Here is a 24,876-nt window from a genome sequence, read left to right as displayed (position 1 = left end):
AATTAAAATTCAGCTATGGCCCAGACATCAAACCCTTCAGGAAATGCAGCGGATGCAGGTATCGCCCGCGGTAGCTGACAGACAAATGCAAGTGCGGACCCGTCACCCGCCCCGAATCCCCGCTCAGCCCAAGCAACTGTCCGGGATAAACCTGCTCATGGGCAGACACCAGACAAGCAGCAAGGTGCCCGTAAGTGATCTCAAGGCTATCCGTTTTGATCCGGATATAATTCCCCAGGAAAGCCTGATAACCGATATCCGACACCACAGCCCCGCAAATCGCATAAACCGGTTCAAAGCGCGCGGCCAGATCGATGCCGCTGTGAAAATCAGTCCCACCGGTAACCGGGTGAACCCGTTCCCCGTAGCTGGAAGTCAGCCGGAGCGAAGGCAATGGCAGGCAGTATTGAGCGGAGACCAAATTTGGGATCCACACGGTAAAAAACAGCATCAGCAAGCACCACAAATACATTAAGCACATTTTCACCTCCCCATTCCAAGACTTTTGCCCTGCTGTAAGTCTTGGCCGTAATTCAGCTCCAGCACCTGCGACAGCGGTCGCGTCGCAAAGTCCAGCGCAGCAGCACTTGAGCTGAGTGCCTGGAATGCTTCCCGGACCAAGCGCGGACTGCCGGAGTCCTGGTACATACTCAGCCGGAGCAAATTTTTGAAATCCCCGACTTCCAGCTGTTGGACATTGTCCAGCAAATCGTGGTAGAGCTCCTCACGGGATTTCAAAGCCAGCAAAGCATCACTCTGGTACCTGCCTGCAGCTTTATCCCCAAAAGCCACCAGGATGGTATCACCGGCCAGATCAGCAGCCGAAATCGTACCCACCACACCCCTCATCAAAGACGGATCCTGGGTAAGCCGGGGATGCACCATTACCGGTACTCCTAAAAGTTCATCCATAATTAAATAGGTTAAAGAAATTACTGCTACAAGCCCGGCCGCATCGAGCCTTTCATGGGCGGCGGAACAGGAACGGGTCTTGCCGCAGGTTTAAACTGCTTGATCACCTCCTGGACTTCGGCAGTAATCCTGTTGAAATTCTGCAGCAGGATCTCCTCCCTTTTACCCTTGAAATCATAAAACAGCGGCAGCTCACGGTAAGCCGCCTCCTCCTTTTTGATCGCATCCAGGTCCAGGTTCACCCGGCAGTGCACGGCGGAAGGCTCAAAGTTGCCGGTATATTCCTCTACAGCATCAGCCGCCAGCAAGCCGACCATTTCCCCTGCCCGAAGTGAAGCAATCTTCCCAGCGGGGATCAGCGGCTCCAGCTTTTCACTCAGCGATACCGATACCTTCGCACGGTCAATCGACAAGCTTTCGCTCAGTTGTTTCACTTTACCAAAAATGCGCTCGAGCCAGTCCAGCGTATCCTTATTCTGGACCGAACCCGATAACACATTACCTACAATAGAAGTAATTGTCGCAGCCGTCTCTTTGCCGTACTGCTGCTGGATCTGCTGCATGGACTGAAAACCCAGCAACGTCGCCACTCTATTCGACCTCGCCTGTGCCAAAAGCAAGTCCAGCCGGTTGACCATCAGCGATGCGGCCTCGTCCAGAATCAAGCCCACCGGCAGATTCCCCTTGGTATTGATCAGTTTCGTGATCCTATTCAGGATCACCGAATAACAGGCCGCATTGGTGCTCTGGGTCAGCGGATCATTGGCCAGGATCAAAAGACCCGGAGCAGCCGGATTGTTGATCTTCAGGTCAAAATCATCCCCCGAAAACACCCAGAAAGTTTCCTTGGTCGCCAAACGGCTGATGAAGATCTTTAAAGTACCCACCTGGCCTTCCAGCTGCTCAAAAGCCCTGGCCTTGAAAGCTGTCATAAAGGGAGAAAGCAAAGAACCCAGCTCCTTATTGGAAAACAGCGTACTGAAAATATCCTCGTAGGAACAGTTCAAAAAAGCCAGCACATGCGGCAAACTGGAATACCTGCCATCCTCATGCCTGCTGAAAAAATACACACAGGCTGCCAGGAAGTTGATCGCCGACTGGGTAAAGAACTGGTCAGAGCCGCCTGATTTGTCCCCTTTCTTCAAGGCCTCAACCAAACCCTCCGCGGTTTCCGAAGCATCCGCCAGCGTCTGCAAATAGATGGCTTTCCAGGGATTGATTCGCCTGCTGCGTTCCGGCTCATTCAGGTTGATCACATGGAAACGGAAGTCCCGGTAATCCCCTTGCTGCTTGGCCAGCAGGTAATGGTAATAAGCGATCTTTCCCAGGTCGGGGAACTTGATGTCGTACACCACCAGACAGGCGCGATTGGCAATCATGCCCCGGATCACCGGCATCACCACCGAAAAGCTCTTCCCTGAACCCGGCACCCCCAACAGGATCATTCCGCGGTACAAGTTCTGCAAAACGATATAGCCCTTTCGGACTTTTCCTTTGTAGTAAAACAGCATCGGAATGTTCACCGCATGGGAACTCAAAACCGGCTTTGTCGCCTGCATGAAACTTTCCCCCTCTACGTTCCATTTGTCCTTGCCCAGTTTAGAACTGATGATCTTGGAGATGTTGTCCATCGCCACATGCAATAGCAAACAGCCAAAAAACGAACAGCCCATATAAGCCAGCTCAAACCAATTGGCCAAAAGCAGCACCTCATCACCCTCCCGCCCATAACACCACAAAGCCATCCCAAGAACCAGAAAACCACCGGCCAGCGGGTAAACAATGCTGTTCTTCGGATCCAGGTCTTTCTGTTTGCGCGCTAAAGTTCCAATTGAAGTCAGACAGATCATCAGGAAGGTAAAAGCCTTACAATACAGCGGACTATAGAAAATAAACATCCTACTCAGCCCCCTAAAGAAACGGTACAGCCCGTAATGCTCCGCCCAGGGATGAGCGAGTATTTTAGCAGCGTAAACGAAGACCAGGATATCAAAGGCGACGGAGAGGTAAATGCCAAATTGCAGCAACCTGTGCAGGTGCTGCTGTTCTTTGGATTCTTCCATATCGCATACATAAAAAAACCGCCTGGAAGGCGGTTAGTAATATCGAATCAAAAATAAAAATCAGAATTAGCGCCCAGATCGCTGAACAATTGCCTGAGACCGGTCCTCTAATCCATTTACGATCTCAGAAGCCCAGCTCTCAGCTCTTCGCTGCAGAACACCAATTACCATACGCCTCAATTCTTCAGCGCCCTCCAGGATAGCCTGCATCTTTCGGCCGATAACCCTTGCAGCAATTAGGTTCAGATACTCGGGGTGATCAGTGTCGTACAAATCCATAACATCTGAATACTCAAAATAAATCTGTTCATCAGCCAACTCAAAATAAACCCCTACCATATGGGAAATGTCTTCAATGTCCTTCGCCCTGGAAAGATCCTGGTCATAGGCAATTAATTTGAGGATGACGATTCCTTCCAAGGGACAGACTTTCAATACGAAATCATCGTCAACCTGAACATTTTCTACAAATGGGTAAACCGCTTTAAAACCCGGAAAATTTACCGTAAACAAATTCGGTGGCTGCAGGAAAACATAGCCTTTATCGTTTTCGATTTCCCCAAAAGGAAGCAGATCCACCTCGAGTTGATGCTTATAAAATAATTTGACAGGCTCCTGCGGATCCGCTTCGAAATTACCAGAAGCGAGCAAACTGGCTTTGATTTCGTTAAACTGACCTGCATCGTTCAGCATGATCGCAAAATCCACATCCCTTGTCTTTCGGAAAGATTGCAAATCGGGATGTGCGGAAAGGTGATAGTCCCGTGCAATAGCACCAATTAAATAGAAATCAACGCCATAGGCTTTCAGCGCTGCTTCAACATCTTTGAGCAGACCTAACAGGGGCTGTTGTAATAACGGATTATCCATTGAGGTAACGTTTTTTAATTCTTACCGCGGTCTCATGGCAGCGGCTGTCCATACTATTGATTAGTTCAGCGTAGGCAATAAGTGGTGGCACAGCACCATTGGCATCGCTTTGATGAGGCAGCTGATCCCAGAACTGCTCAACCATCACAAGCTCTCCTTTTTGATCCGGAACCAGCTTTAGTTTTTTCATCAGCTCAAGGGGTTTTTCTTTGGTATAAATACTGAACAGTTCGGGATCCAGGAAATTCGTCAGGACTGCACCTGCATTTTCTCCTCCCCATAAAAATCCCTCAGTTGTGATGTCTTTCCAGTGCTGCCGGGCTTTAGGATTCATAAACCTGAAAGCACCTTTAATCAGCTTCGGTCGTAAGTTCGCATAATACAAGGTTGCCCACCTTTCCAGCAAGCGGTCCCGCTGATCAAGAAACTTGACTTTTTTATTTTTCAAGCCCTTATTGACCTTCATGAAACCCTCAGCCTCCAGCTCCTCGATCAGGGGCCCAACAGTACCTAGTGCAACCTTAGTTTGCCTGGCAATGGTCCGGTACGGTGCATTCAGCAATTCAGGCTGCTGCAGGACACCGAATAAGAATTTCAATCCTGCTACATTCCATAATTTCCCCTCTGCGGTCTGCCTGACTTCGGTTACAGGCTGATCGTTGATGTATACATATAATCCCCTTGCTCTTATAAAGCAGTTACCAGAAGCCTCCAGGTAGCAAATTTCCTTTTCTTTTAGGGTTTGTTTTAAAGGCTTAGGAATGTATTTAGAGACCAATAGATGACGCGCTACTGTCGGGTGAGCAAAGCGCTTTACCAGCGCCGGGAGTTGTTCCTTAAGAAATACGCTTTTAACCTCTGCAGCAAAATTGCTGTGAATTTTATCATCGACTAATGTTACTACCTGCCCCTCGCCCATATGAAAAACATTTGGCTTGACTGCGTAGTCAATCGCAGTCAGTCCCTTCAGCTTTTCCAGCGCATCAAATAATAAATTCTGTTCAATCATAGCAATTGTTCGTTAAATACGAACAATCAAATATAATGAACAAAAACAGAAATTCAAAATTATACCTCAGAACGTATCCGCCTTGAGCAAATCTCCGTATCTAACCTTTAACACCACCGTCCTTCCGGACACCTGCTTCTCGGTCAACTCGATATTCAGCACCTTATTTTCCGGAAAGGTCAGCTTCTTCAGCACGAAGATATTCCGGTAGTTTCGCTTAAAGTTATGGCTTTGATAGAGTTGCCAAATCGGTTCAATTTCAATGGACTGTGCATTGGTAGCTTTAACAATCTTCCGGTCTTCGATCTTAAACCGAAGTTCATCAATGCTATACTTCAATGCAGTGCTGTTCTCAAAGGAAATATCCAGGAAAATATAATCTCCGACGGTGTAAACCTGGTTAAGCCTGGCCTCCAGACCATAGGCTTCAGCCTTGCGGATCGGCACAGATCGCCGCTTAGCCAGCAACTGGATCGCATGGGATTTCATCATCGGAGTAGAAAGACCAACACCAGAAACCTCTAGAGGCTGGCAATGCTCCGGCAGGATGTTTACCAGTGCGGGAATACCTTCCAATCCCGGCGGTACAAAACACAACTGATACTGCGCAATAAAAGTTTCTCCAATAATGGTCAGCACCACCGTACTGCTGGCCTGCCGTAAGAGCAGGTGAGCTGAATCCGGTATTAACTTTAAGCGCAGCACATTTTTCTCCAGCAAGTCCCCCGCAATTGCGGGACTGGAAACATCCACTTTAGAGATCGGTTCAGGAGACACGATGTGCAGCGAAACGCCTGAGGAAATCTCCACCAGGGGCAGTTCGCCCAGTTTGCGCTCAGCACTTTGCGCAGCGGCAACGCCAGCAAAAATGAAAAATAGAAACAGCAGGCATAGCGCCTGCTTAATAAAACGAAGGTGATTCATAGAATTAATAATGATTTTGATTTTTTCTGAGTTCTTCCGGATCTATCAGATAGACCAGGGTATTGTATTTCAACTTGGCCTTGTTCTGCCGGATCAGCTTTCCAACTGCCGTAGTGGTAGACTGGAACATTTTCTGAAGCAGCCCCATCACCAGCTGATTGTTGTTTTCCGCCTGCTGCTGCAGGCTCAGGCCCTGGGTCGTATTGTTCCCCAGCTCCCGTGAAAACTCCCGGAAGGCAGAAACCGGAACATAGAGCCCCGCCATACCGTCGTTATCATAAACCTCCAGCCGTACCGGCAGGATATGGCCATCCTGCATGATGGAAGTAATGCTCAGGTTCACCCGCTGCCCGCTAAAGCCGCTGATCTGCGCAAACAAATAAGTCCCTTTTTTCACCAGAAACTTCCCCGCCATCAGGTCTTCGAGCAAGCGGATCCTTAGCCTGGATCCCGAGTAACCTGTAACGTTCTGATCGACAATAGCAGTAATGAAACTGCCCTCCGAGGCAGCTGTGATGGTATTGAAAACGCTTGAACCAACACTTGATTTATAAACCGGTAGGTTCTTATCAGTCAATGCTTTTTCTACAGCTACTTCACGCTTTCGCTTAAGCTCTTCAGCAGCTTTAAGTTCCGGATCAGCCGCCTTGGCCATACTGTCGACCAGTGCCATTTGCTGCCTGAACAGCTGCATGGCATCCGGCTCCGGACCAGGTTTAACGCCAGAAGAAACCATAGGCGCGGGCCTGCTCATTTTTGCCAGTGCCTCCGCCAAAGCCCGGTCCTGCTCAAAACTACCAGGACGCGAGACAGTTCGGGACGAAGAAGGATAACTTGAACCCCGACCAGCAGCAGCCGAAGCCCCAAACCCGCCATACCTGGCTTTCATCGACCGGTCAATGGAATCCAGCATCCGTTTTTCTTGCTCATTGTACAGCGAGCTTGTTTCCAGGCTCAGGGCCTGCTCCTCCTGGATCGCCCCAATGGCCGTATAACCGTCCGACTGTTTGAAGCGGTCACGGTACGCATCCAGCTTGCCGCTGAGCGCAGCCTTTTTGACCTGCTCGGACACACCCGCCACATTCATTTGCAAAGAATCCTTTCCCGCATCCACAGATTCCGGCGGATCGGCCATCCCCTTATAGATGTAAAAGAAAATGAACAAAAAAGGCAGCAGGATCAGCGGCAGGATATACCTGGGCTGTTTAAAATTTACTTTCATAAGTTAAACATTAACGGGCGGTTGCCCTTTTGTAAATCGAATCGATCTGATGCAATCTGCACTTCAGCAATACGCTATCTGCCTCCAGCAGCTTTTTCTTGGAAAGGATATGCCTGACCTCCTGTGCCAGCACTTCCAGCTGCTCCAGGTCCTGGTAAACCGAAAGCGTTTTCCCCAAACCCGAAACTGCAGGCAGGCCAGGACCTGACATTTTAGGAAAGGCAGCTGGCCTGGGTTTTCGCAAGACAGTAAAAGCAAGGGCAGCGGAAAGCAGCATCAGCAGCACCATACCAAAGAAAAGCAGGCGCTTAGAAATTGTTTTTCTGTACATTTTCCAGGTCTTTATTTTGAAGGGTTTTCCATGAGGTGATCAGCACCGCATTGGGATTGTTGTCCGAGCGGATCTCCAGGTCACGCAGATAGCCTTCCGTCACCAGCGAACGGGTAATAGTAGAACTGCGCCGGTCAATCTTCTGCGTGCCATAATAGCGGAAATACCTGCGTTTCTCGTCCAAAAACACCGAATCCGTGCGGATCGTCAGCACTGCACTAGAAGAAAGAATTGAATTGAAGAAATTCCGCTCTTTCAGGTTGTTGTACTGGGCTGCACCACTTTCATCCACCAGGTACATGGCCTGCTTCATCTGATATTCGATGTATTTGTCATCTGGGGTCAGCGAAAAGAACAGGCTATGGAAACGCGCGATGTGCGCCCTGTATTCCGCTGCCCTGTTCATCTGCACATCGGTCTGTCTAGCCAGGACAGGGATTCCGCCCGGATCCAGGATGTAAATGCTCTTACGCGCATCACGCACCTGCTGGTAAGCGAAAAAACTGACGCAGCCGCAAATCAACAGCGAACAGAGTAGGCTCCCCGCTGAAAGAAAGGTCGCCAGGCGCACCTTGCTTTCAATATTTTTAATGATCATAAGCCTACCTGGTTATCATGCGAAATAAACTCGAAGCTCCACGTCCCATGCTGGAAGCAGCAGAACTCACTCCCGAGGTTGAAACCACCCAGGTGGAGATGCTCGGCACAGTCAGCATGGTCAGCCCACCGATCAAAAAGGTGACGATCACAATCCCAAAAGAAAGCAAACCGTTGCCTGCGAAAGCATACAACCGCTCCAATCGGCCTGCATCATCCCCAACCAGTTCCTGATACCGGCTGATCTCCGCCTCCATGGCATACTGCTGGAACAGCGAAGCCACATACAGCACCAGGTAAGCGATCCCCGAATACAGGTTCACTGAAATGAAACGCGCCACCCAGGTCGTAAAGGAATCCCGGAAGGCCGGCAAAATGCTGATCGCCACAGAAAAAGGCCCCAGAATGATCAGGATCGTAGAAAAAATAATCTGCACCATAAAAATGATGTATACACAGAGCCTCAGGATCCAGAGCGCCAGGGTCTCCAAAACCGAGGTCGCCAGTAACTGCAAGCTGACCTGCAAACGGTTCCGCAGTTTCACGATCGGGTTCCAGACCTCAGCAAAACCCTCCTTCACCGAAGACTTCACCGACTCCCAGGCATTTTCATACCAGGTATCCGCTTCTTTCTTGGCCGTTTCTGTTTCCGCCTGCACCGTCATCAGCGCATTGGCTACCTGCTGCATCAACTGCGCGCGCTGCAAACGCAGGTTGTTCACCTGCACCTGGCTGCCATCAAACATCGCCTCAGTCTTAGCGGCAACAATATCTGTCGGATAAGCCAGCACCCGGGTAAAGACCGGCCACCAGAGGATCAGCATCACCAGGCCGAAAGGCCGGAGCAGCGGTATCACCTCCAGCTTCTTGTCCCCCGCCATCATTTCATAACTCTTTACCGCAAAAAATACCAGCATAAAAATCGCGCACAATGCCTGGGCATCCGCGATGAAGGCATCATAATGCGTCCAGACCGTATTGCGCATGGCTTTCAGGAAATGCATCATGCCCTCTTCATACACCCCATTCCCCTGCAAGAAGTTAAAGGTATTCTTAAATGCCTCCGGATCAACCGGCGGGGTCTGCAACAGCAGGCCAGCGCCTAAAAAATTCAAACCCATCCCAACTAAAGTTTTGAGCTGCTTAATATCCGGTCGGCGATCTGCTTATCGCTTTCAGCACCAGACCGGGCCGAACCCACCTCAGGAACCCTCACCCTTTCCACGGTCTCCGCCATCGACAGGTACAGTTTCGCCCGCTGCTTTTTCGCCTCAAAATTCGCCCGCAGGATCCGGTACTCCCCCAGCATCCGGTGATAGCCCAGGATCCTGGAACCACGATCGACATTGCTGCTGCGCAATGTCGCCAGCCTTTCCCGGATAGACGCACTTTCCTCCTGGTACCAGCTGGTTAGCCCGGTACGGCTGAGGTAATCCCGGACAGGCGGCTCTAATCCCTCCAGCAAACGCCCATCATCCTGGTTCAGCAAAGGATCAAATTCCCTGGAATAATACAGCATCCAAAGCGGATCCAAACCTGATACCGCGCCCAGGTAATTGTAGCTCTCACTTAAAGCCGTACTGCGCAGCGTATCCGCATGCAGCTTCAGGCCATTGCTGCTTTGATGCATGGCCAGCACCAGGCCTAAACGCTGGGTCTGCGGACCATAAGGTCCTAGAGGCCGCAGATCCGTCTTCGGATAATTCGGATGCAAACCCCAGGTGAGCCAGTACAGGGGATTCAGGTACAAAAAGCCAGGCTCCGGCTCAAACTTATTTTTGTCCCATTGCTTGAACACCATACGCTCCTGCTGGTAGCGGATCGCATCATCACGGATCGCCTTCTGACTAAAGGCCAAAGGCAGGGCCAGCCCCAAAAAGAGCAAAGCCAAATACAGATGTTTCATGATTAATTTTTTAAGAATTTTAAATTTAAAAGCAGTTCATCTGCTTTGCGTTTGTCCTGGTTCAGGAAACTCTGGTAAGGGTTCAGCGAACGCAACAGCCCCGCCTGCTTCGCCCAGTACATCGAACGGGACATACTGAAAACCAAAGACCTCATCACCTGCAGCTCAAGAATCACTTTCTTCAGCAGTAAGTCCCGCCTATCGAAATCCATCAGCACATTGCTGCCTTCCCGGAGCACAAAACCAGAAACTTCAGCCGCCAGATTGACGCCCCGGCCTTTAAGCGGCCGGGCTACTTCCTCGGCAAATAGCAACAGATGCGGATCATCCCGCACCAGGGCCAAAAGTTCATTGCTTTCCGAGACAATTTCTGCAACCAGGCTGCCCACCTGCCTGGCCATGATTCCCGTCTTCAAGGCTTGGTTCACTTCGCTCAGTGAGGCATGAATGATCTGCTGCACCAGCAGCACCGAAGAGACATTCAGATTGATGTCATCCAAACGCTGCATGATGGTCGATAGATAAGCGTTATGCGTGTTCTCCGCGCTCAGCCGCATCGCCCCGTTTTCGTTCACCGAATTGAAATGCCTGCGGTCAAACACTACACGCTGCGCGAAAGCTGCACCAGAAAACACCAACAGCAAAACCAGCACATACCCAAAATACAAAGCAATCTTCATAAAATCAGTGCTTTAAGCTATCAAAATTGCGCATGATCTCCTCTACCAGCCGTTTGTCCTCCTGGACAAAACCGGCAAAGGGATTAAGGCCGGACAGGGACTTCTTGCGGCTTGCACCAAGCAGTGAAGCGGACAGTCCCCGTGAAGTTCCGGCGATGCGCCGCAGTTCAACCAGCACATGCCCAAACAAAATCTTTCGGTCGGAAGCCTTCATCTGGTTCAGGTCCCCTACACTTATCGCCAAACCATACAAATAATTTAGCAGCCCATGTGCCTGCCCAGCAAGATCCGCCTCCACATCATACGCCAAAGCGATCAATAAAGGATCATCAGCAGCCAGGTCCAGGATCTGGCGCTGCTGACTGACAATTTCCGAAACAATAGGCGCCGCCTGCAGACCAATCTGCGCTGCATCTATTGCCAGCCCCAAAGCCCTGAACCTGAACTGCAGCTCCCGATATTTTGATTTTAGCCTGCCCATCTGCCCCTTATTGACCTCCTCGTTGGCCGAAGCCACCGTTTGCCTGTTCCTCGCCTCAGTCTGCCTGGAATGCTCCGACTTGCTTTCATCCACCAGCTGGTGCAATAGCTGGACATTCGTCTGGCTAAAACCAGCTGAACAAAACCCAAAAATTACCAAGAAAACCAACAGCCACCTCATGGCTTCAGGTATTTAGCCGTGCGGATGATGTCATCGGCAATCCGCTTGTCCATATTGATAAAACCGGTGTAGGGATTCAGCGAATTCAATATCCCCCGCTGCTTTGCCCAGAACATGGAGCGGTGCATCCCGTAAGCCACGCCCCGTAAAATGCTCAGCTCGGTCACAATCCGTCCCAACAGCCTCGCCCTTTCCCCCGAATCCATCAGGTTGTTTAATCCCCCGGCCAGCACAAAAGAACTTACCTCAGAAGCCAGCGACACCGAACGCGACTTGAACTCCCGGGCAGCGCCTTCCGCAAAAAGCAATAATACCGGGTTGGAACCCGCAATCTGCAGAGCCTTATTGGCATCTTCCACAATGTCCACGCTGATCTCCGCAATGTCCTTTACCGCCAGTAAATTGCGTACTACCGCAGACACCTCGCTTAATCCCCGGTAAATCTGGCTTTGCAAATCATTGACTACCGTCAGCTGTCCCGTCACCGCCAGCTGTCCCCGCTGGATCAGCGTCAGGTTGTCGTTGGTGCGGTTCAGCTGCGAATTGATTACATTGCTGTGCGCCGCCATCGCAGCCGCTGTTGTCGGATCGACATAAATCGACTGGGAAAAACCAGCGCCATACCAGAGCATGGCGCAAAAGATCAAAAACAAATATTTCATAAACTCAATCTGAAAATGGATAAATACCGGAGTGGTTTACAGCGGTCACAAAAGCACTCAAAGACAGCCCACTAACATTCATGTCCGAAACAAAAGCTTCAAGCGCAGCCTGGTCATCCCCGTAATGCCGGACATAAGTTTCCACCGCGGTTTTCTCCGGCTTTTCAGTAGTATAGACCAGGTACTGAAAGATCGACAGCTCGATCCCATAGACTTCACCGACTGATCCCCGTTTGATGTACACCTCCTTAAACCGGCCGCGTCCTTCCTGGTTGTCCAGCTTATTGATCGTAAAGATCTTCCGCTGTTCCGCCTCGGTTAGTGACAGCAGACGGGCAATCTCCTGGTAATTGTCCTTAAACTTACTCTGGTCCAACAGGATCACCGTATCGGATTCAGAGATGATGCATTCCTTTAAAATCGGGTTGCCCAGCACATCCGAAAGCGACTGGGTCACTTCCACCACCTCACCCCAGAACTTACGTACGGTCTTATTGAGGTACAATAAAAAATTGGCCATCAGGGGCGATCCGATCGCCTTCCAGCACTCCTCCAAAATCAGCGCCTTACGCTGGTGCGTACGGAAGCGCATCTTTTGGATGAAGAGGTCAATGATTGTGAGGGTGATGATCGGAAACAGGATCCGGTTATTTTGGACTGAGTCGATTTCAAAGACGATAAAAGGTTCAGCAAAGAGCGAAGCGTCCGTACTTTCGTTCAGGATGCTCTCGTATTCCCCACCCCTGTAAAACTTCTTCAGCACAAAGCGAAACTCGTCCGTCTCAAAATGGATGCGTTCCTGGGCAATGATCTCCGGGATCCGAAAGACCGCATACTCGTAAAAACTGTTGAAGCTCAGCCCAGAAATCTTCAACGAATCCGGGGCGATTGCCCCTCCGGCAAAATAAGCCGCATAATAACCCGAGATCAGGCTGGCGATCACATCCCGCTCCACCGAAGAGATTTCCCCTTCAGCTCCCTTCCAGAGCAAGGAAACCAAAGTAATCAGGAAATCCTTCTTTTCGATGTTGTACTCCGCCTGGCTGATCAGGAAAGGGTTCATGGTGATCGGCTTTTCCTCGGTATAGGTGATGTACCTGGCATTCAGGTAGCGGTTCAGCCCCGAATAGGAATGTCCGACATCCACGATCACCACATCCATATTGTACAAGAGGTACTGCTCGACAATCGCGTTGACGCATACCGATTTCCCGGATCCCGAAGGGCCGCAGATCAGCTTATTGCGGTTATTGACCCTGTTGTTGCGCATGATCAGCTCCCCCAGGTCTATGCCAATTGGAATCCCGTCCCGGCCAGTAAAACGGATCAAATAGTCCGAAGGATCGTCCTGCTGCAAACGCTCCTTGAAAAAGAAACACAGCGCCGCATCCGCCGTTGTTAAGAACCAGTCATAGGCTTTCAGCTCCAGCCCGTTTCCCGGCAAGGCCGTCCGGAAGAGCTCCAGCTGGTTGTAACTCTGCCTGCTCGGCAAAATCCCCTGCTGGAACAACGCAGACTCAAGGAAATTACAGGCCTTGTCGATCTTGTCCAGCTCCGCGCAGACCAGGATGTTGAAATGCGCCTGAACCAAAAGCTGATTTTCCCGCGCCACATCCTCCATCAGCCGGTCAATGTCCTGCACGCAGACCAGGTTTGCCGGATCCGGCACTCCGCTATGCCGTTTGCGCTTCAGCTGGAGTTTAGTCAGCAAAGCCTGCTGCGCAGGGATTTCCAAGACCTGGTTATAAACCATCGTATGGAAGCCCGGCACCTGGTGCAAAAAAAACAAATTGTCCAGCGGAAAACCTTTCAAAGCCGCCGTATCCTGACCGGCAGCGTATGGCCCGATCTCCTCGGGCAGATCCATCACATCGGTATTGATCAGCGAAATGCTGCGCAGGGCACGTCCACCCAAACCCAGCTGCTGGTCCCCGCAGGAGAGGTTGTCCATCACCGGATGTGCCGCGCTGAAATCCATACACAGGATCCGCGTCACATAATTACGAATCTGTTTTTCCCCCAGCAGTTCGGGAAACATGCCCGCTCCAGTCAGCAGATCCAGCAACTTATCGGTCTGCTGCAATAGCTCCCGCAAAGCCTTCTCATTGTACACATAGAACGCGTTCTTTTTCACCTGACGGGTGATCACCAGGTAAGTACTGATCTTATTAAAACCCCTGCCCGCAAAATGCTCATTGTACTTCTGCTGCAAGAAAGTCCCGGCGGGCCTGGCCTCAAAGCGGTGCCGGGAGAATACATCCTGCTTCTGGAGCAGGTAACCCTCCCCTAAGATTTTGATCACATTGAGCAGCAGTTGCTGGTAAGAAAGGTAAGGCTGCGCATCCGCACCATACTGCATCACCGGGTTCTGCATCCGGATCAGCACTGAAGTCTCCCCGGCCTCCCCGAGCAGCACCGAAACCCCATGGAACTCATCGATCCCCGCATAAGGCAGTTTGAAAGCCCGCTTAGTTTGCTGAAAGCCCTGCATAAGCCTTAGAAAAAGGAATCGGGTGGATCATTATCCCGCGGAACCGCGTCCGGGAATACAGACCGCCCTTCTGTTTATGAAAGGTATAAAACATGCCCGCCGAGGCATTTACAACCGTGAAAAAGCCACCCAGATAAATGCTGCTCAGAAAGCCGATCAGCCCGCCCGAGACCAGGCCAAAGACCAGCGAGCCAATGCCCCAGACAATGAACTTCCCGCGGAAACCGCGGTAAAAAAGGGGCTTTTGCAGCCCCTTATAAATCGGATACCGGACCATTAAACCCCGAAGAAGGCTTTGATGACCACCGAAACCAGCACCAGGAACAAACAGGAACCGCCCCAGCCCATGATGTCCTTGTTGACATCCTGGTCACCGTTGTTCCACTTGATGTACACCCGCACACCCCCGATCAGCCCAACCACCGCCCCGATAGCCAGGATCAGGTAGGAAACCGGGTCCACATAGGTAGTGAGCGACGAAGTCGCCGCATTGATCCCGGTTACGCCGCCGCCCTGGGCTTTGGCAGAATTGAAAGCAGCCACAGACATGGCCGCAACAGATAACAGGCTTTTACGCTTAACTGTCATAGAAAAAAATTAAATGGTGAAAAAATTTAATGGACCCCGAACAGGGCACTGAGAAACGTCCCAACCAGCAGCAGGAACAAGCAGGAAAAGAACCAGCCCATCACCTGGGCATCAATATGGCGGGAACCGCTCTGCCAGTTGGCATAAACGCGCAGACCGCCCAGCATCCCGGCAATGGCCGCCAAGACCAGCACCAGATCCGCAAAGCTGAAATACCAGCGCTGAACCTCATTACCTGCATTGTAGAACTCCGCAATACCCGGCTGGGCGGAGAGCGTTAAGGGAAAAAACAAAAAAACCAGGGCATAAAAAAAGATAGCCAATGCCGTCTTCACAAAACCAGCGCCCATCAACCTAATACGGAATTGCCCTGGTATGTTCGATGAGCTCATCCTTCGCGCGGATCAGCAGTTCAGCGATACTCATCCCACCAGTTGAAGACACCAGGCCGGAACTCAGCACCGCAGAACCAGGCGTAGCAGCAGGATCTCCCAAAGCAGGAAGCTCCGCTACAGGGGCATCCTCCAGGTAGCTCACAAGTTCAGGAGAAGAAGCCTCTTCAAAGAACAGCTCTTCGGATGCCGCAGATTCAACGCTGCCCTGCCTGGAGATCAGTAAATCAAAAGCCAGGTTCAGGCCATAATAAGCCAGGTAACCCAGGCAGAGCCAAAGGCCAAAAGAAGTCCATGTCATAAATCAGGATTTTTAAGTGAATCTTGGATGTAACTCGTCAGCCAGGGATGCCTGGCCAAAAGCTGGTGCAGCGCAAAGACAATGAACTTGTTCATGTCCACTCCCCGCACCAGTTTCAAACGCCGGAGCAGCCTCATGGTACCGGCATCCACCCGGATCATGCTTTTGTGCCTGGCGGAATAATCAAACGCTTCCAGCTGCTGAAAGAATTTACTGACCTGGGCCTCGGTGTAAACGGCATCTGCAGGAACAGCAGCTGGCTTCACAGCCAATGAAGAATTCTCAATACCAACAGACTCGGCCACAACCTCCTCCGGAGGAGAATTCACAGCCTGTTCATGCCGGAGCTTTTCGCGGATCTCATCCGCCAGGCTTTTAATCTGCTCGCTCACGACAGCACCTCCCCCAAAATGTACTTTTCATACACATGCTCCAAAAGCGGCAAAACCACCGGAAGCACAATTGCAGGCGTTTCATTGGTGCTCAGCCGCTGGAAATCCACCCGGTCGGCAATGGCAGGGCAAACTTTCCCAAAGCGCAGCAGTACCGCATCCACCTGTTCCTTGGTTTCATAACGCACCGTTGTTTTGATACGGTTGGGCACAAACAGCAGTGTCGCCCGGTTATTGATTCTTTGGGTGACCATCGCAAACAATAAAGTCGAATCCACTGAAAACTCATCATAATTGAAAGGGCACAGGATCAGATCAGCAGAGAGAAAGACTGGGATCAGCCCGTCATCATCCATCTTGCCCGGAAGATCGATCAGCACCAGCTCGCCCTTTCTCCGGCGGATCGCCTCCAGCAGCACCGTAAAATGCTTCAGGTCACAAGGGATCACCTCATAAGGTTCCGGGTTTTCCAGCACCTTCGCCTTTTCGTATTTGGTGACAATGCTCTGCTGGTAGTCCATGTCCAGGACGGTGAGTTTCCGCCTGCGCACCAAGCTCAGGTAATTCGCCAGCAGAAGAGTCAGCGTACTTTTCCCGGCACCCCCTTTTTGGTTGCCAATCAGAATGACCATAGCAAAAAATAAAATTGAAAAAATAGTTAACGCGTATTGGTCCTCGCCTTGCGTTTCCGCCTGCGCGTCGGCCCGAGGACCTGCTCATCATCCACATCGTCTGAAATGTCCAGGCGAAAAGCATCCAGCCCCGAAGCAGCGGTGTAGTCCTGCTCAAAAGCCACAGTACCGGCATCAAAAGGGTTTTCAGAATAGCCAGGCAAATACCTTCCCGTCCTTTCCTCATCAGGATCACAATCAGTAAGCAAACCTGACCTTAAAAACTCACCGGGAACAGCAGCCCCGCCCTCAAACCTAACTTCAGCACCGGCTGAATCTACCCCCGAAGACAAATCCAGATCAGGAGCAGCAACAACCAAACCATCATACACACCATAAGCTGGTCTTAAAAACTCCTGCAAATCCATCAGCTCCTTCCCCTTCAGCACCAGTTTTTCTGCATGATCCAAAACCGAAAAGCCGTACGGAGCTTTACCCGGACTGCCATGGTAGAGCACCTCCAAACCCAGTTTCTGCCTGAGCAGGTCCGCCAGATCAGAACCATACCCATAAGCAGGACCCGAAATACCGCCCGGCAAAGGCCTGGACACCGGGTAGACTGCTCCTGAATGCGCAGACTGGTACCGCAAGACAATCGCACGCAACTGAGAGATCCGGCCAGAGTCTTTCTGGTAAGCCGCAATACGCTGCTCCACAGCAGCCAAAGGCACTTTACCCATCAGCTCGCCATACTTAAAAAGCAAATAATCCTCGCCTTGCAGCCGTACCTGGTAACCCCTGGCCTCCAAAACCATCTCAAACTGCGGGCGGGTAGAAAAACGATAAGCCAGCGTCTCAGCAACATCCTTTTCAAATTTCGCGGCCGGAGCCACAGCCATAATCCGGTTCAGCACCTGGTAAGCCCGGCGATGCTCAAACGAATCATTGATCTTCTTTCCCGAGCGGTCTATACGCGTAGACACAATGTGCACATGCGCATTATCCGTATCCTTGTGGTAAACCACAATATAAGGCTGCTCCCCGTAGCCCATCCCTTCCATCCAATCCGCCGCAATCGTTGTCAGCTCTTTTCCGGTATGCGAATGCCCCTTGGCAGAGATCACTACATGCAATTGCGGAAATTTGATCCGGGAGCTCCTGGAGGACATCGCCTCCAGGTAATTGATGTAATCAGAAGGCTTCATGTGATCCAGTCCCTGCAAAGCACCAAAACCGGAAACCAGCATCAGCTCACCTTTATCACTTTCGAACTTATTGGAATTGTAACGCAGGCCGCTAAAGGTTTCCGACTTGCGCAAAAACTTAACAATCATAACTCAGCCTTTCATCAAACGGATCAGGCTGCGCATCAGCTTTTGAATCTCCAGGTGATGGCGAAGGTAGACTGCAAACAAATCGTTAAACTCCAGCACCACCTCCCCGTCCAGCATGCCCCGCTTATTTAAAATGTTTGCATGCCTGGCCAGCTGGTTGATGTTGTTTCCGCTCCTGCCCAGCTCAGCACCCAAGCCATCCAATAGCGAAAGCAGCTCGACGCCGTTGATCAGCACCGGCCGCTGCTCAGCCAGCAGCCTGGACTTCACCAGATCCGAACGCGACACCCCAAGCTGCCTGGCCAAAGCGAGTACCTGTTTATGCTCCTCAGCAGTCAGCTTAGCCTTGAGCAAAAACTCCCTTTTCCCAGATTCCATCAAAGGCCTGCCCGTTTTTTTCCTCCACTTATCCATAAGCAATCTGAGGGGCTAGGCGCCCAAAAGAAAACCCAAGTTGCGCAGGGTTTTCATCCCTTTGCCCAAGCCTCTCCCCCGATCAGGGTGCGGAGGCGGGTAAAGGCAAGTGAGTTTTCGGGTACCCGAAAACACAACTTGCCGAAAACAAAACGCAGCATCGGGTAAAGCAACACTTTGCCAGCCAATTAACCAACCGGCCAACTGCTTAGCCAGCCAATTGCTTAGCAAGCCCAGCTGCCAAATAAACCCCACCAAGAATGCCAATCAGCAAACCTGTGCAACCGCCCATCACTTAGCCAGCCTATCTGCCAACCGATAGGCAAATCAGCCAGATAACCTATAAGCAAGCCAATCAGCCGCACAGCCAAGCAATTAGCCAACCGGCAATTTGGCCAGCCAAATCGCCAAATACTAACCAGAATGGCTAAAAGGCAAGCCAAGCTGCTAACAACCATTTACCGGCTCAAACTTAGATTTCGGTTGAATAGATTCTGGAGGCTCATTAGCAGCATCTGGTTTAGATTGCTGAAGGATTTTCAGCATTTGTTCCGCCAGATCTAGCCTGCCCGAAAGATAGCCATCCTTCCACATCCGACGCAAAGCCGAACAATGGGAAACATACATCAGGGCAGACAAAACAGTCATCAAAAACAGGCAAAAGAAAGAAAGCGCAAAAAGCAAGAGAAAAGGATTGTCCATAAAATTAATGATTATAAAAATGATTCGACAGTAGAATTCAAAAGAGAAAGAGGCAAAGCAAACAGCCAAAAAACCAAAACGCCTAACGCTTAAAGCCCTCAGTGGCATCCCGATAAATGTCCGGGGACTGCCAGGGCAGCTGGGGTTTGGGCTGAGCCATGTGCATCTCATTAAAATCATTGAAACCCAGATAAGCAGCAGCCCCGTCAACAGCCTCAGGATAAACCTTTAGAAACCTAGCCGTGATCTCACGACCTGTATCATCATGATCGAAAAAACAAGACTTAAACTCAAAACCGGCTGCCGCTTTGATGGCCAGCTCTATCAAACCCGCCCCGTTCAGCACCATCGCAGTCGGCTGCTGGTCAGGATGTAAAGCAGACCAGCTCAAATAATCCATGATCCCCTCAAAAACCACCAGATGCGCCGGACTCCCAGGAAAAACACTCAAGCCCTTGTTCGCACCCAGAAAAGACTTCCAGCCAGCCGCCGTCCGCACCTCCCATTCTCTAAACTCATTCAGCCAGCCCACTCCAAAACAATTCCGCGCTGGCCGCTGCTCATCTGCCTTCATCCGGTAATACACCTCCGACAGCCGGCCCTGCGCAGCCTCCCAGACGCATCTTTCCTTCAGGTACTCCTCTAAAATCGGATTGTTGCCCAAAGCCTTCACCGCAATCAGCTCAAAGCTCGGCACCCGCTCCGCCTTTCTTGGCCTGGGTTCCCGCTCACGTGGTTCAGCATACTTCAGCTTGTGCATCGGCAAATCATATACCTCCCGGATCTTCTGCAAGCGCTGGTAAAAGCTCAGTAAAGGCCAGTAAGATTTCGCAAAAGTCAGCAGGTCACCCCCGCCCGGCAGCCCGAAATCATACCATTCCCCCGTTTCAGGGTTCACCAGGAAAGAAGGTGTACTGTCACCGGTCCAAACAGGGCTGTGGTACTTCAATTGCCCTTTGGATTTACCCACCGGCTGGTGGCCGAGCTTACGCAGCAGCTCCACCAGGTCTACTTCCGCCCTGAGGGCATTTGCATCAATAAAATTGTTCATAGGATAAGGTTTAAAGGTTAGCAGTTCGGTCTAGAGCGCCATGCAGCGATGTAATCCGCATAGCCCTCATTTAATACGGCATTATCCACCGAGTAATCAGTATAATGCCCGTAACGCGAATGGATCCGTTTCAGCAGGCGCTCGGAATGGTAAAAAAGTTCCGCCTCGCGGAAGAACCGGCAAAGAAAAACCCCGGCATCCAGGAAATCCGTCGAGTTCAGCACGATCACCGTATGCGTCGGCGAACGGAACAGCATCAACCATTTCAAATAATCCAGATAATGCTCAAAGACCGCCACCCGAACCGGATCCCCCGGGATGACCGTAATCGCCTTTCCACCCAGAAGTCCATACCAGCGCGGATTCTGCAACACCCAGCCACCCGCCTCATTCTGCCAGCCCAGGGCATGAAACCGGACATCCGGATCAGCAGATAAATGGTAATATACTTCCGTTAACCTACCCTTCGCCACCCCCAAAAGCTTCCGCTGTTTCAAAAACCGCGTCAAACCAAACGTGCTGCCTACGGGCAGTAACTGGTCAATTACAAAAGGCTGGACACCAGGGTCCAGCCTCGGCCTCAGCCAGCGGACCGCAAGAGGATCATCCGGATCACCGCCCAGTCGGATAAAAGAATCTAAAGTGATAACAGACATAACAAGCTTTTTTAAATACCAAAAAGCCGCAAAGCAAAAAACCAAAAAACACAAAAGGGGCTTAACGCCCCTTCGTGAACCTCCCGGAAGGCAAACGCAAAGCCCCCGGGAGTTTATAAATTATGGAACTACCTGCCTGGGGATCTACCTCCCCGCCAAAACTGGCTGCCTGCGGATCAGGGCAAAGCCCCTGCACACAATTCACCACCTTTCAGCAGCAAACGCCTCGTTCAATCATGTCAAAGATCCATTGAGTTAACAGGATCAAAAATGCACATGATTAAAAACAGCGTTTCACAAGTTTTAGAAATTGGGAACGATTTATTGTCAATTATCTATCAACGAAACTCCAGGCTATGGGAGGATCTTAGGCTTATAGGAATAGAAATTTAATCCTTATCTACCTCGTCAATAGTATTCAACATTTTAAACTTCCAATCAGAAATACCTTTAACAGTCTTAGCGGCCAGGTAAAATTCCTGTGCCTTTTCGAGATCACCTAGTTTTAGATAATGGCTGCGGAAGCAAAGGGCGGTTAAACATTGGGTAACCGGATCTACCTTTCTATCATTAGCTTGTTCATAGCGCAGCATCTGTTCATACAGCGCATGGGCTTTATCAAGATCCCAGTTTGCCAAATGGAATTCAATACCTCTCTTATAGCTCATCCAGAACAAATTTAACACCTGATCGGAAATGTGAGGTACAGTCAAAACAAGCGACATCCTTTCCAGCATCTTCTGAGCAAGTAAATCATCTCTGTGAAAGACATATTTGATCAAACGCTCACACCCCCTAACCCATTCCTCTACAGCATCTGCGGCACCCTGACCAATAGCAAAATGCCCAAACTCTTCCAGCAATTCGGAAAAAGCATGACCGTGAAACACTGAATAGCCGATTAGACCCTCCATTGCCGAGAATAAAGCGCGCCGGTTTTCCGGAGAAGAATCCTGGCTAAAAATATATCTTAACCGTTCGCAATTGAACTCCGCTTTTTGCAGGTCACTTTCTTGAAAAGCAAGTTTAATCAAGATCAAACGGATGTCTGCCTCATCTGCAAGAATGCCCGGCTGTTGCGGAGAGGTTAGTGGATTAGAAACGTCAAACAATCTGGCCTGATCAATTTGGGCGATGCCATATTCCAGAACTTTGCCACTGCTATTAAGTTTCCAAAGCAATTCAAATGTTGCATCATTGCAGTGTACATTGTCCATCACCTCGAGTTCTGCCTTGTATCTTTCGAAGCTGGCTTTATGATGTGCTTGAGCATAATGTTTGCCCAGCCTAAACAAACAATAGCAACAAGCCAGTGGAATTCTACTTTCAAAAGGTAGATCTGCTGAAAGTTCGCAAAGTTCATCCAAATAAGTGGCTACCAAGGTATCATGATCGTTCTTCGCAGCGGTCTCCAGCATGTTGATCAGTTGACGCGCCCTCAAGGTATCATATGCCGGCAAAGACAACGCGATGCTTTTAGCGCGATCATAGCAGGTTTTGACATCCGGACAATTCAGTCCCTTATCGGCAACCAAGGCCAGGGTCCGAGCTTCGAGTATATCAAATACATATTCTGTCATCTGCAAATCGGACTCGTTATCCGTTCCAGAAAGGAATGGACCTAGATCCTCCTTTGGAAAGGACTGTAAATAGTCAAGGACAAAGGCTTTCATTCGTTCCGGATTAGTTTTCCAGGCCAATGCCGAAATCTTATCGAGCCCGGGTACCCTTTCCAGGGGATTTCCAGGCGAGACAAACTCCTGACGAATAAAATGTAGACCAAGCGCTTTTGGTTGCCTCGGATAGACCTTGCTCAGATCATACATTCCGAGTAGCTGTAAAGTGCTAGAATCAAGTTGATCCGGAAACAGATCAGGGTATCTTTCGATCAGTTCCATTAGCTCCTCCGCGGCTATTGGGCCGGTCATACTCGTAAATGCAACCATTCGCTTGAACGCCTTCATCTCGCCGGGAGTTGAAGCCATGTTCGCCCAAATACGCTCCTTGTCCAGATTCACACTGGTCTGAATAACATCCGTACCACCTGCATTTGCATCCCTGGATAAGTTTACCATCCCCATCAGGGCATATAATGGCAGGCAATGATGATCAATCTGTTTAAGATTTGTCTCAATATCTGCGACGGTCATTGCAGAGGGCAGCTCTCCAGTTTGCTTGAAGTTTCGGATCAGTTCAATCAAAGATGGCTGGGACATGGGACCTAAATTCAAGGGTGCAGCTTCAAATGGGGTTATAATTTTCCCCGCAGAAACCGCATTTTCCACCGTCAAACACCAGGAGGAATGCAGCTCCCTTTCTATCAATAGTACCCTGACCCGCCTTCCATTAAAATCTGCTCTGGTACTGCATTGACGAAGCAACGGATAGATAAGTTTGGAATTTAGGTTTGCATCGTCGAGCAAGATCAAACTATCATGGGTAGGATTCCAGCTTGACCAGTCAAAAGTAGTAGGGCATTCCAGGAAACCCGCATTCCAATTACCCTTTTCGATGAGCTCAATGATCAGCTCCAGCGCCAGCCTGCTCTTTCCCGATCCTCCCGCTCCTGAGAGCGACCACCAATCAAAGTTCTTATCACTGTAAGCGAAGGCGTGCAACCGTTCAAACTCTGATACCCTACCACAGAACCGCCAAGTACGGTTACGGAATGCAAAAGGATCCGGACCGATTCGGATTCCACTATCCAAAACCGGTTGAATCCGTCCCTGTCTATTTAGATTTTGTATGATCGAACGGAGATTTTCCCTACCACCAACCTCCCGAAATCCGGGTAGGCCGCTGCGGTCCCGACGAACAGCATCGATAAATGATGCCGCGCAATCCGGCCAGCTATGCGTTTCCATAAGCAGCTTTCTCAGCTCCAATACTCCGGCCTTGTATTGGACGATATCCTCTCTCACAATATCATATGCAGTCTTTACCGTTGAAACATCTATGGGATTGAGGAGCCTGCCTCCACCACCAGCTATCGAAACGGGGAAAATACCATGTTCTTGCGAGGGCACCTTACCCAACAGGTTTTCTAAAAAAAGATACAATCCCGTGTTTTTTGACAAGATCAACGGAACACCGGCAGCAATAGCCTCGAAACCGACCAGACCAAAGCCCTCATGAACTGACAGCATCAGACAAACACTTTGACTTGCCAATAGTGAAAATAGCTTAGAACGATCAGTTTCATAGGGACGTCCGTTTATATTACTATTAGTAGCTCCAGTCCCCTCGATTGCGCTTTGCTTAAATTGTTCAATTGATTCATTTTCCGAAGTTCCAACAACAGTGAAAGTCGCATCGTCATAGCCAGGACTTGAAGCCAAACTATGTACAACAAACGACCTGGCCGCCAGCAGCATTTGTTTCAGCGCATCGTTACGTTCGTCAAATCTGCCGAAAGTCATAGCCCTGAAATTGCCCGGTAATTCAGCAGTATCCACATCTGATATTCCCGGCAAAAGTTCAAAGAGACCGTTATTATTACCCCTTTTCCTCAGGGCTGAGGCATACAGCTTGGGACCGATGGCAACAACAATATCTGCAATTTTGATACAGCTTTCCTGCTTTTCAAATTTCAAATAGTTCGATTGCTGATCGGGATCGGTCTTCAAATTGGCGTATGACTCATAATCCATGTGGTGAATGAAAATCGACCTTCCCTCGACACCTATCATTCGGTGAAAATCTAATGCATCGGGTCCGGTAAAGGTATCATGGCCGATAGAATAGCAATGTTCCATATCTTCCAGGCCCTCTATGATCTTCTTGACCGCAAGCCATTGGCTGGTCTCGTACTTTATTTCTTCAGCACCTAGGGAATACAACAAAACGTTAAGCTCCTTTGCCTCCTGGACGGCCTCTGCCGGTACTGCCAAAGAACTGATACAGACGACCTTGAATTCAGTGGTTAACGTAAAGTCACCAAGTGCGGACACAAAATCGTGGTTAAAGGAATTGATCCCTCCTTCGATATGTCCCCAAGCGGGAACCAAAAAAATAAGATACGTCATACTATTAGAATAAATGTAGGACCAAGCCTGTAAGCCAGGTCCGATAAATGCTTTTGGTAAAGGTCGTATTTTATGGAGCTAC

General features: G+C 50.1%; 27 protein-coding genes. All 27 read right to left on the bottom strand.

Going from position 1 to position 24,876, the window contains the following annotated elements:
* Positions 1–13: 13 nt before the first annotated feature.
* The 27 genes from WAE59_RS06850 to WAE59_RS06720 all read right to left on the bottom strand — a co-directional run bounded on the left by WAE59_RS06850 (position 14) and on the right by WAE59_RS06720 (position 24,794).
* Positions 14–472: a M23 family metallopeptidase gene (locus WAE59_RS06850; RefSeq protein WP_337855198.1), complete on the bottom strand. Its 459-nt coding sequence runs from the start codon at positions 470–472 to the stop codon at positions 14–16.
* Positions 473–483: 11 nt separating this feature from the next.
* Positions 484–912: a hypothetical protein gene (locus WAE59_RS06845; protein ID WP_337855197.1), complete on the bottom strand. Its 429-nt coding sequence runs from the start codon at positions 910–912 to the stop codon at positions 484–486.
* A gap of 26 nt (positions 913–938) precedes the next feature.
* On the bottom strand, positions 939–2,975 hold the full coding sequence (locus WAE59_RS06840) for a type IV secretory system conjugative DNA transfer family protein (protein ID WP_337855196.1): 2,037 nt from the start codon (positions 2,973–2,975) through the stop codon (positions 939–941).
* A gap of 66 nt (positions 2,976–3,041) precedes the next feature.
* Positions 3,042–3,845, bottom strand: coding sequence for a nucleotidyl transferase AbiEii/AbiGii toxin family protein (locus WAE59_RS06835; protein WP_337855195.1), 804 nt, complete (start codon positions 3,843–3,845; stop codon positions 3,042–3,044).
* The gene (locus tag WAE59_RS06830; RefSeq protein WP_337855194.1) at positions 3,838–4,854 is read right to left on the bottom strand and encodes a type IV toxin-antitoxin system AbiEi family antitoxin; all 1,017 of its coding nucleotides are present in this window, start codon (positions 4,852–4,854) and stop codon (positions 3,838–3,840) included. Before WAE59_RS06830 ends, WAE59_RS06835 begins: the two co-directional genes overlap by 8 nt.
* Positions 4,855–4,920: 66 nt before the next feature.
* Positions 4,921–5,778, bottom strand: a complete 858-nt coding sequence (locus WAE59_RS06825; RefSeq protein ID WP_337855193.1) for a DUF4138 domain-containing protein — start codon at positions 5,776–5,778, stop codon at positions 4,921–4,923.
* A gap of 4 nt (positions 5,779–5,782) precedes the next feature.
* Positions 5,783–7,000: a conjugative transposon protein TraM gene (locus tag WAE59_RS06820; RefSeq protein ID WP_337855192.1), complete on the bottom strand. Its 1,218-nt coding sequence runs from the start codon at positions 6,998–7,000 to the stop codon at positions 5,783–5,785.
* A gap of 10 nt (positions 7,001–7,010) precedes the next feature.
* The gene (locus tag WAE59_RS06815) at positions 7,011–7,331 is read right to left on the bottom strand and encodes a hypothetical protein (protein ID WP_337855191.1); all 321 of its coding nucleotides are present in this window, start codon (positions 7,329–7,331) and stop codon (positions 7,011–7,013) included.
* On the bottom strand, positions 7,309–7,929 hold the full coding sequence (traK, locus tag WAE59_RS06810) for a conjugative transposon protein TraK (RefSeq protein WP_337855190.1): 621 nt from the start codon (positions 7,927–7,929) through the stop codon (positions 7,309–7,311). Before traK ends, WAE59_RS06815 begins: the two co-directional genes overlap by 23 nt.
* A gap of 4 nt (positions 7,930–7,933) precedes the next feature.
* Positions 7,934–9,049: a plasmid transfer protein gene (locus WAE59_RS06805; protein ID WP_337855189.1), complete on the bottom strand. Its 1,116-nt coding sequence runs from the start codon at positions 9,047–9,049 to the stop codon at positions 7,934–7,936.
* Positions 9,050–9,054: 5 nt separating this feature from the next.
* Positions 9,055–9,834, bottom strand: coding sequence for a hypothetical protein (locus tag WAE59_RS06800; protein ID WP_337855188.1), 780 nt, complete (start codon positions 9,832–9,834; stop codon positions 9,055–9,057).
* Positions 9,835–9,836: 2 nt separating this feature from the next.
* Positions 9,837–10,514: a hypothetical protein gene (locus WAE59_RS06795; protein ID WP_337855187.1), complete on the bottom strand. Its 678-nt coding sequence runs from the start codon at positions 10,512–10,514 to the stop codon at positions 9,837–9,839.
* A gap of 4 nt (positions 10,515–10,518) precedes the next feature.
* Positions 10,519–11,175, bottom strand: a complete 657-nt coding sequence (locus tag WAE59_RS06790) for a hypothetical protein (protein WP_337855186.1) — start codon at positions 11,173–11,175, stop codon at positions 10,519–10,521.
* The gene (locus WAE59_RS06785; RefSeq protein ID WP_337855185.1) at positions 11,172–11,837 is read right to left on the bottom strand and encodes a hypothetical protein; all 666 of its coding nucleotides are present in this window, start codon (positions 11,835–11,837) and stop codon (positions 11,172–11,174) included. Before WAE59_RS06785 ends, WAE59_RS06790 begins: the two co-directional genes overlap by 4 nt.
* A 4-nt stretch (positions 11,838–11,841) precedes the next feature.
* On the bottom strand, positions 11,842–14,328 hold the full coding sequence (locus tag WAE59_RS06780) for a TraG family conjugative transposon ATPase (RefSeq protein WP_337855184.1): 2,487 nt from the start codon (positions 14,326–14,328) through the stop codon (positions 11,842–11,844).
* The gene (locus tag WAE59_RS06775) at positions 14,306–14,605 is read right to left on the bottom strand and encodes a DUF4133 domain-containing protein (protein WP_337855183.1); all 300 of its coding nucleotides are present in this window, start codon (positions 14,603–14,605) and stop codon (positions 14,306–14,308) included. The genes WAE59_RS06780 and WAE59_RS06775 overlap by 23 nt, the downstream gene beginning before the upstream one ends.
* Positions 14,605–14,916: a DUF4134 domain-containing protein gene (locus WAE59_RS06770; RefSeq protein ID WP_337855182.1), complete on the bottom strand. Its 312-nt coding sequence runs from the start codon at positions 14,914–14,916 to the stop codon at positions 14,605–14,607. The genes WAE59_RS06775 and WAE59_RS06770 overlap by 1 nt, the downstream gene beginning before the upstream one ends.
* Before the next feature lie 26 nt (positions 14,917–14,942).
* Positions 14,943–15,266, bottom strand: coding sequence for a DUF4134 family protein (locus WAE59_RS06765; protein ID WP_337855181.1), 324 nt, complete (start codon positions 15,264–15,266; stop codon positions 14,943–14,945).
* Between the two features lie 4 nt (positions 15,267–15,270).
* On the bottom strand, positions 15,271–15,609 hold the full coding sequence (locus tag WAE59_RS06760) for a hypothetical protein (RefSeq protein WP_337855180.1): 339 nt from the start codon (positions 15,607–15,609) through the stop codon (positions 15,271–15,273).
* Positions 15,606–16,001: a hypothetical protein gene (locus WAE59_RS06755; protein ID WP_337855179.1), complete on the bottom strand. Its 396-nt coding sequence runs from the start codon at positions 15,999–16,001 to the stop codon at positions 15,606–15,608. Before WAE59_RS06755 ends, WAE59_RS06760 begins: the two co-directional genes overlap by 4 nt.
* Positions 15,998–16,633, bottom strand: coding sequence for a ParA family protein (locus WAE59_RS06750; RefSeq protein WP_337855178.1), 636 nt, complete (start codon positions 16,631–16,633; stop codon positions 15,998–16,000). The genes WAE59_RS06755 and WAE59_RS06750 overlap by 4 nt, the downstream gene beginning before the upstream one ends.
* A gap of 26 nt (positions 16,634–16,659) precedes the next feature.
* Positions 16,660–17,946 (bottom strand): relaxase/mobilization nuclease domain-containing protein, encoded by a 1,287-nt coding sequence (locus tag WAE59_RS06745; protein WP_337855177.1) that lies wholly within the window; start codon positions 17,944–17,946, stop codon positions 16,660–16,662.
* A gap of 3 nt (positions 17,947–17,949) precedes the next feature.
* Positions 17,950–18,324 carry a plasmid mobilization protein gene (locus WAE59_RS06740; RefSeq protein WP_337855176.1) on the bottom strand — a complete coding sequence of 125 codons (375 nt, stop codon included), beginning with the start codon at positions 18,322–18,324 and terminating at the stop codon, positions 17,950–17,952.
* Positions 18,325–18,807: 483 nt separating this feature from the next.
* A complete protein-coding gene (locus tag WAE59_RS06735; RefSeq protein WP_337855175.1) occupies positions 18,808–19,062 on the bottom strand; it encodes a hypothetical protein in 255 nt (84 codons plus the stop codon).
* 82 nt (positions 19,063–19,144) lie between these two features.
* Entirely contained in the window at positions 19,145–20,113 is a 969-nt protein-coding gene (locus WAE59_RS06730) for a toprim domain-containing protein (protein ID WP_337855174.1), read from the bottom strand.
* 17 nt (positions 20,114–20,130) lie between these two features.
* Positions 20,131–20,769 (bottom strand): hypothetical protein, encoded by a 639-nt coding sequence (locus WAE59_RS06725; RefSeq protein ID WP_337855173.1) that lies wholly within the window; start codon positions 20,767–20,769, stop codon positions 20,131–20,133.
* A 389-nt stretch (positions 20,770–21,158) separates the two neighbouring features.
* Positions 21,159–24,794: a glycosyltransferase gene (locus WAE59_RS06720; RefSeq protein WP_337855172.1), complete on the bottom strand. Its 3,636-nt coding sequence runs from the start codon at positions 24,792–24,794 to the stop codon at positions 21,159–21,161.
* Between the last annotated feature and the right edge of the window lie 82 nt (positions 24,795–24,876).

It is taken from the genome of Pedobacter sp. GR22-6 (assembly GCF_037402555.1).
Classification (GTDB): domain Bacteria; phylum Bacteroidota; class Bacteroidia; order Sphingobacteriales; family Sphingobacteriaceae; genus Pedobacter.
The sequence above is the reverse complement of the archived record's forward strand: the minus strand, read 5'-3'. Positions and strand labels throughout refer to the sequence as shown.

Excerpts from the sequence above, each read along its gene's own strand:
- WAE59_RS06850 (WP_337855198.1), bottom strand. The coding sequence starts at position 472 with ATGTATTTGTGGTGCTTGCTGATGCTGTTTTTTACCGTGTGGATCCCA.
- WAE59_RS06845 (WP_337855197.1), bottom strand. The coding sequence starts at position 912 with ATGGATGAACTTTTAGGAGTACCGGTAATGGTGCATCCCCGGCTTACC.
- WAE59_RS06840 (WP_337855196.1), bottom strand. The coding sequence starts at position 2,975 with ATGGAAGAATCCAAAGAACAGCAGCACCTGCACAGGTTGCTGCAATTT.
- WAE59_RS06835 (WP_337855195.1), bottom strand. The coding sequence starts at position 3,845 with ATGGATAATCCGTTATTACAACAGCCCCTGTTAGGTCTGCTCAAAGAT.
- WAE59_RS06830 (WP_337855194.1), bottom strand. The coding sequence starts at position 4,854 with ATGATTGAACAGAATTTATTATTTGATGCGCTGGAAAAGCTGAAGGGA.
- WAE59_RS06825 (WP_337855193.1), bottom strand. The coding sequence starts at position 5,778 with ATGAATCACCTTCGTTTTATTAAGCAGGCGCTATGCCTGCTGTTTCTA.
- WAE59_RS06820 (WP_337855192.1), bottom strand. The coding sequence starts at position 7,000 with ATGAAAGTAAATTTTAAACAGCCCAGGTATATCCTGCCGCTGATCCTG.
- WAE59_RS06815 (WP_337855191.1), bottom strand. The coding sequence starts at position 7,331 with ATGTACAGAAAAACAATTTCTAAGCGCCTGCTTTTCTTTGGTATGGTG.
- traK (WP_337855190.1), bottom strand. The coding sequence starts at position 7,929 with ATGATCATTAAAAATATTGAAAGCAAGGTGCGCCTGGCGACCTTTCTT.
- WAE59_RS06805 (WP_337855189.1), bottom strand. The coding sequence starts at position 9,049 with ATGGGTTTGAATTTTTTAGGCGCTGGCCTGCTGTTGCAGACCCCGCCG.
- WAE59_RS06800 (WP_337855188.1), bottom strand. The coding sequence starts at position 9,834 with ATGAAACATCTGTATTTGGCTTTGCTCTTTTTGGGGCTGGCCCTGCCT.
- WAE59_RS06795 (WP_337855187.1), bottom strand. The coding sequence starts at position 10,514 with ATGAAGATTGCTTTGTATTTTGGGTATGTGCTGGTTTTGCTGTTGGTG.
- WAE59_RS06790 (WP_337855186.1), bottom strand. The coding sequence starts at position 11,175 with ATGAGGTGGCTGTTGGTTTTCTTGGTAATTTTTGGGTTTTGTTCAGCT.
- WAE59_RS06785 (WP_337855185.1), bottom strand. The coding sequence starts at position 11,837 with ATGAAATATTTGTTTTTGATCTTTTGCGCCATGCTCTGGTATGGCGCT.
- WAE59_RS06780 (WP_337855184.1), bottom strand. The coding sequence starts at position 14,328 with ATGCAGGGCTTTCAGCAAACTAAGCGGGCTTTCAAACTGCCTTATGCG.
- WAE59_RS06775 (WP_337855183.1), bottom strand. The coding sequence starts at position 14,605 with ATGGTCCGGTATCCGATTTATAAGGGGCTGCAAAAGCCCCTTTTTTAC.
- WAE59_RS06770 (WP_337855182.1), bottom strand. The coding sequence starts at position 14,916 with ATGACAGTTAAGCGTAAAAGCCTGTTATCTGTTGCGGCCATGTCTGTG.
- WAE59_RS06765 (WP_337855181.1), bottom strand. The coding sequence starts at position 15,266 with ATGGGCGCTGGTTTTGTGAAGACGGCATTGGCTATCTTTTTTTATGCC.
- WAE59_RS06760 (WP_337855180.1), bottom strand. The coding sequence starts at position 15,609 with ATGACATGGACTTCTTTTGGCCTTTGGCTCTGCCTGGGTTACCTGGCT.
- WAE59_RS06750 (WP_337855178.1), bottom strand. The coding sequence starts at position 16,633 with ATGGTCATTCTGATTGGCAACCAAAAAGGGGGTGCCGGGAAAAGTACG.
- WAE59_RS06745 (WP_337855177.1), bottom strand. The coding sequence starts at position 17,946 with ATGATTGTTAAGTTTTTGCGCAAGTCGGAAACCTTTAGCGGCCTGCGT.
- WAE59_RS06740 (WP_337855176.1), bottom strand. The coding sequence starts at position 18,324 with ATGGAATCTGGGAAAAGGGAGTTTTTGCTCAAGGCTAAGCTGACTGCT.
- WAE59_RS06735 (WP_337855175.1), bottom strand. The coding sequence starts at position 19,062 with ATGGACAATCCTTTTCTCTTGCTTTTTGCGCTTTCTTTCTTTTGCCTG.
- WAE59_RS06730 (WP_337855174.1), bottom strand. The coding sequence starts at position 20,113 with ATGAACAATTTTATTGATGCAAATGCCCTCAGGGCGGAAGTAGACCTG.
- WAE59_RS06725 (WP_337855173.1), bottom strand. The coding sequence starts at position 20,769 with ATGTCTGTTATCACTTTAGATTCTTTTATCCGACTGGGCGGTGATCCG.
- WAE59_RS06720 (WP_337855172.1), bottom strand. The coding sequence starts at position 24,794 with ATGACGTATCTTATTTTTTTGGTTCCCGCTTGGGGACATATCGAAGGA.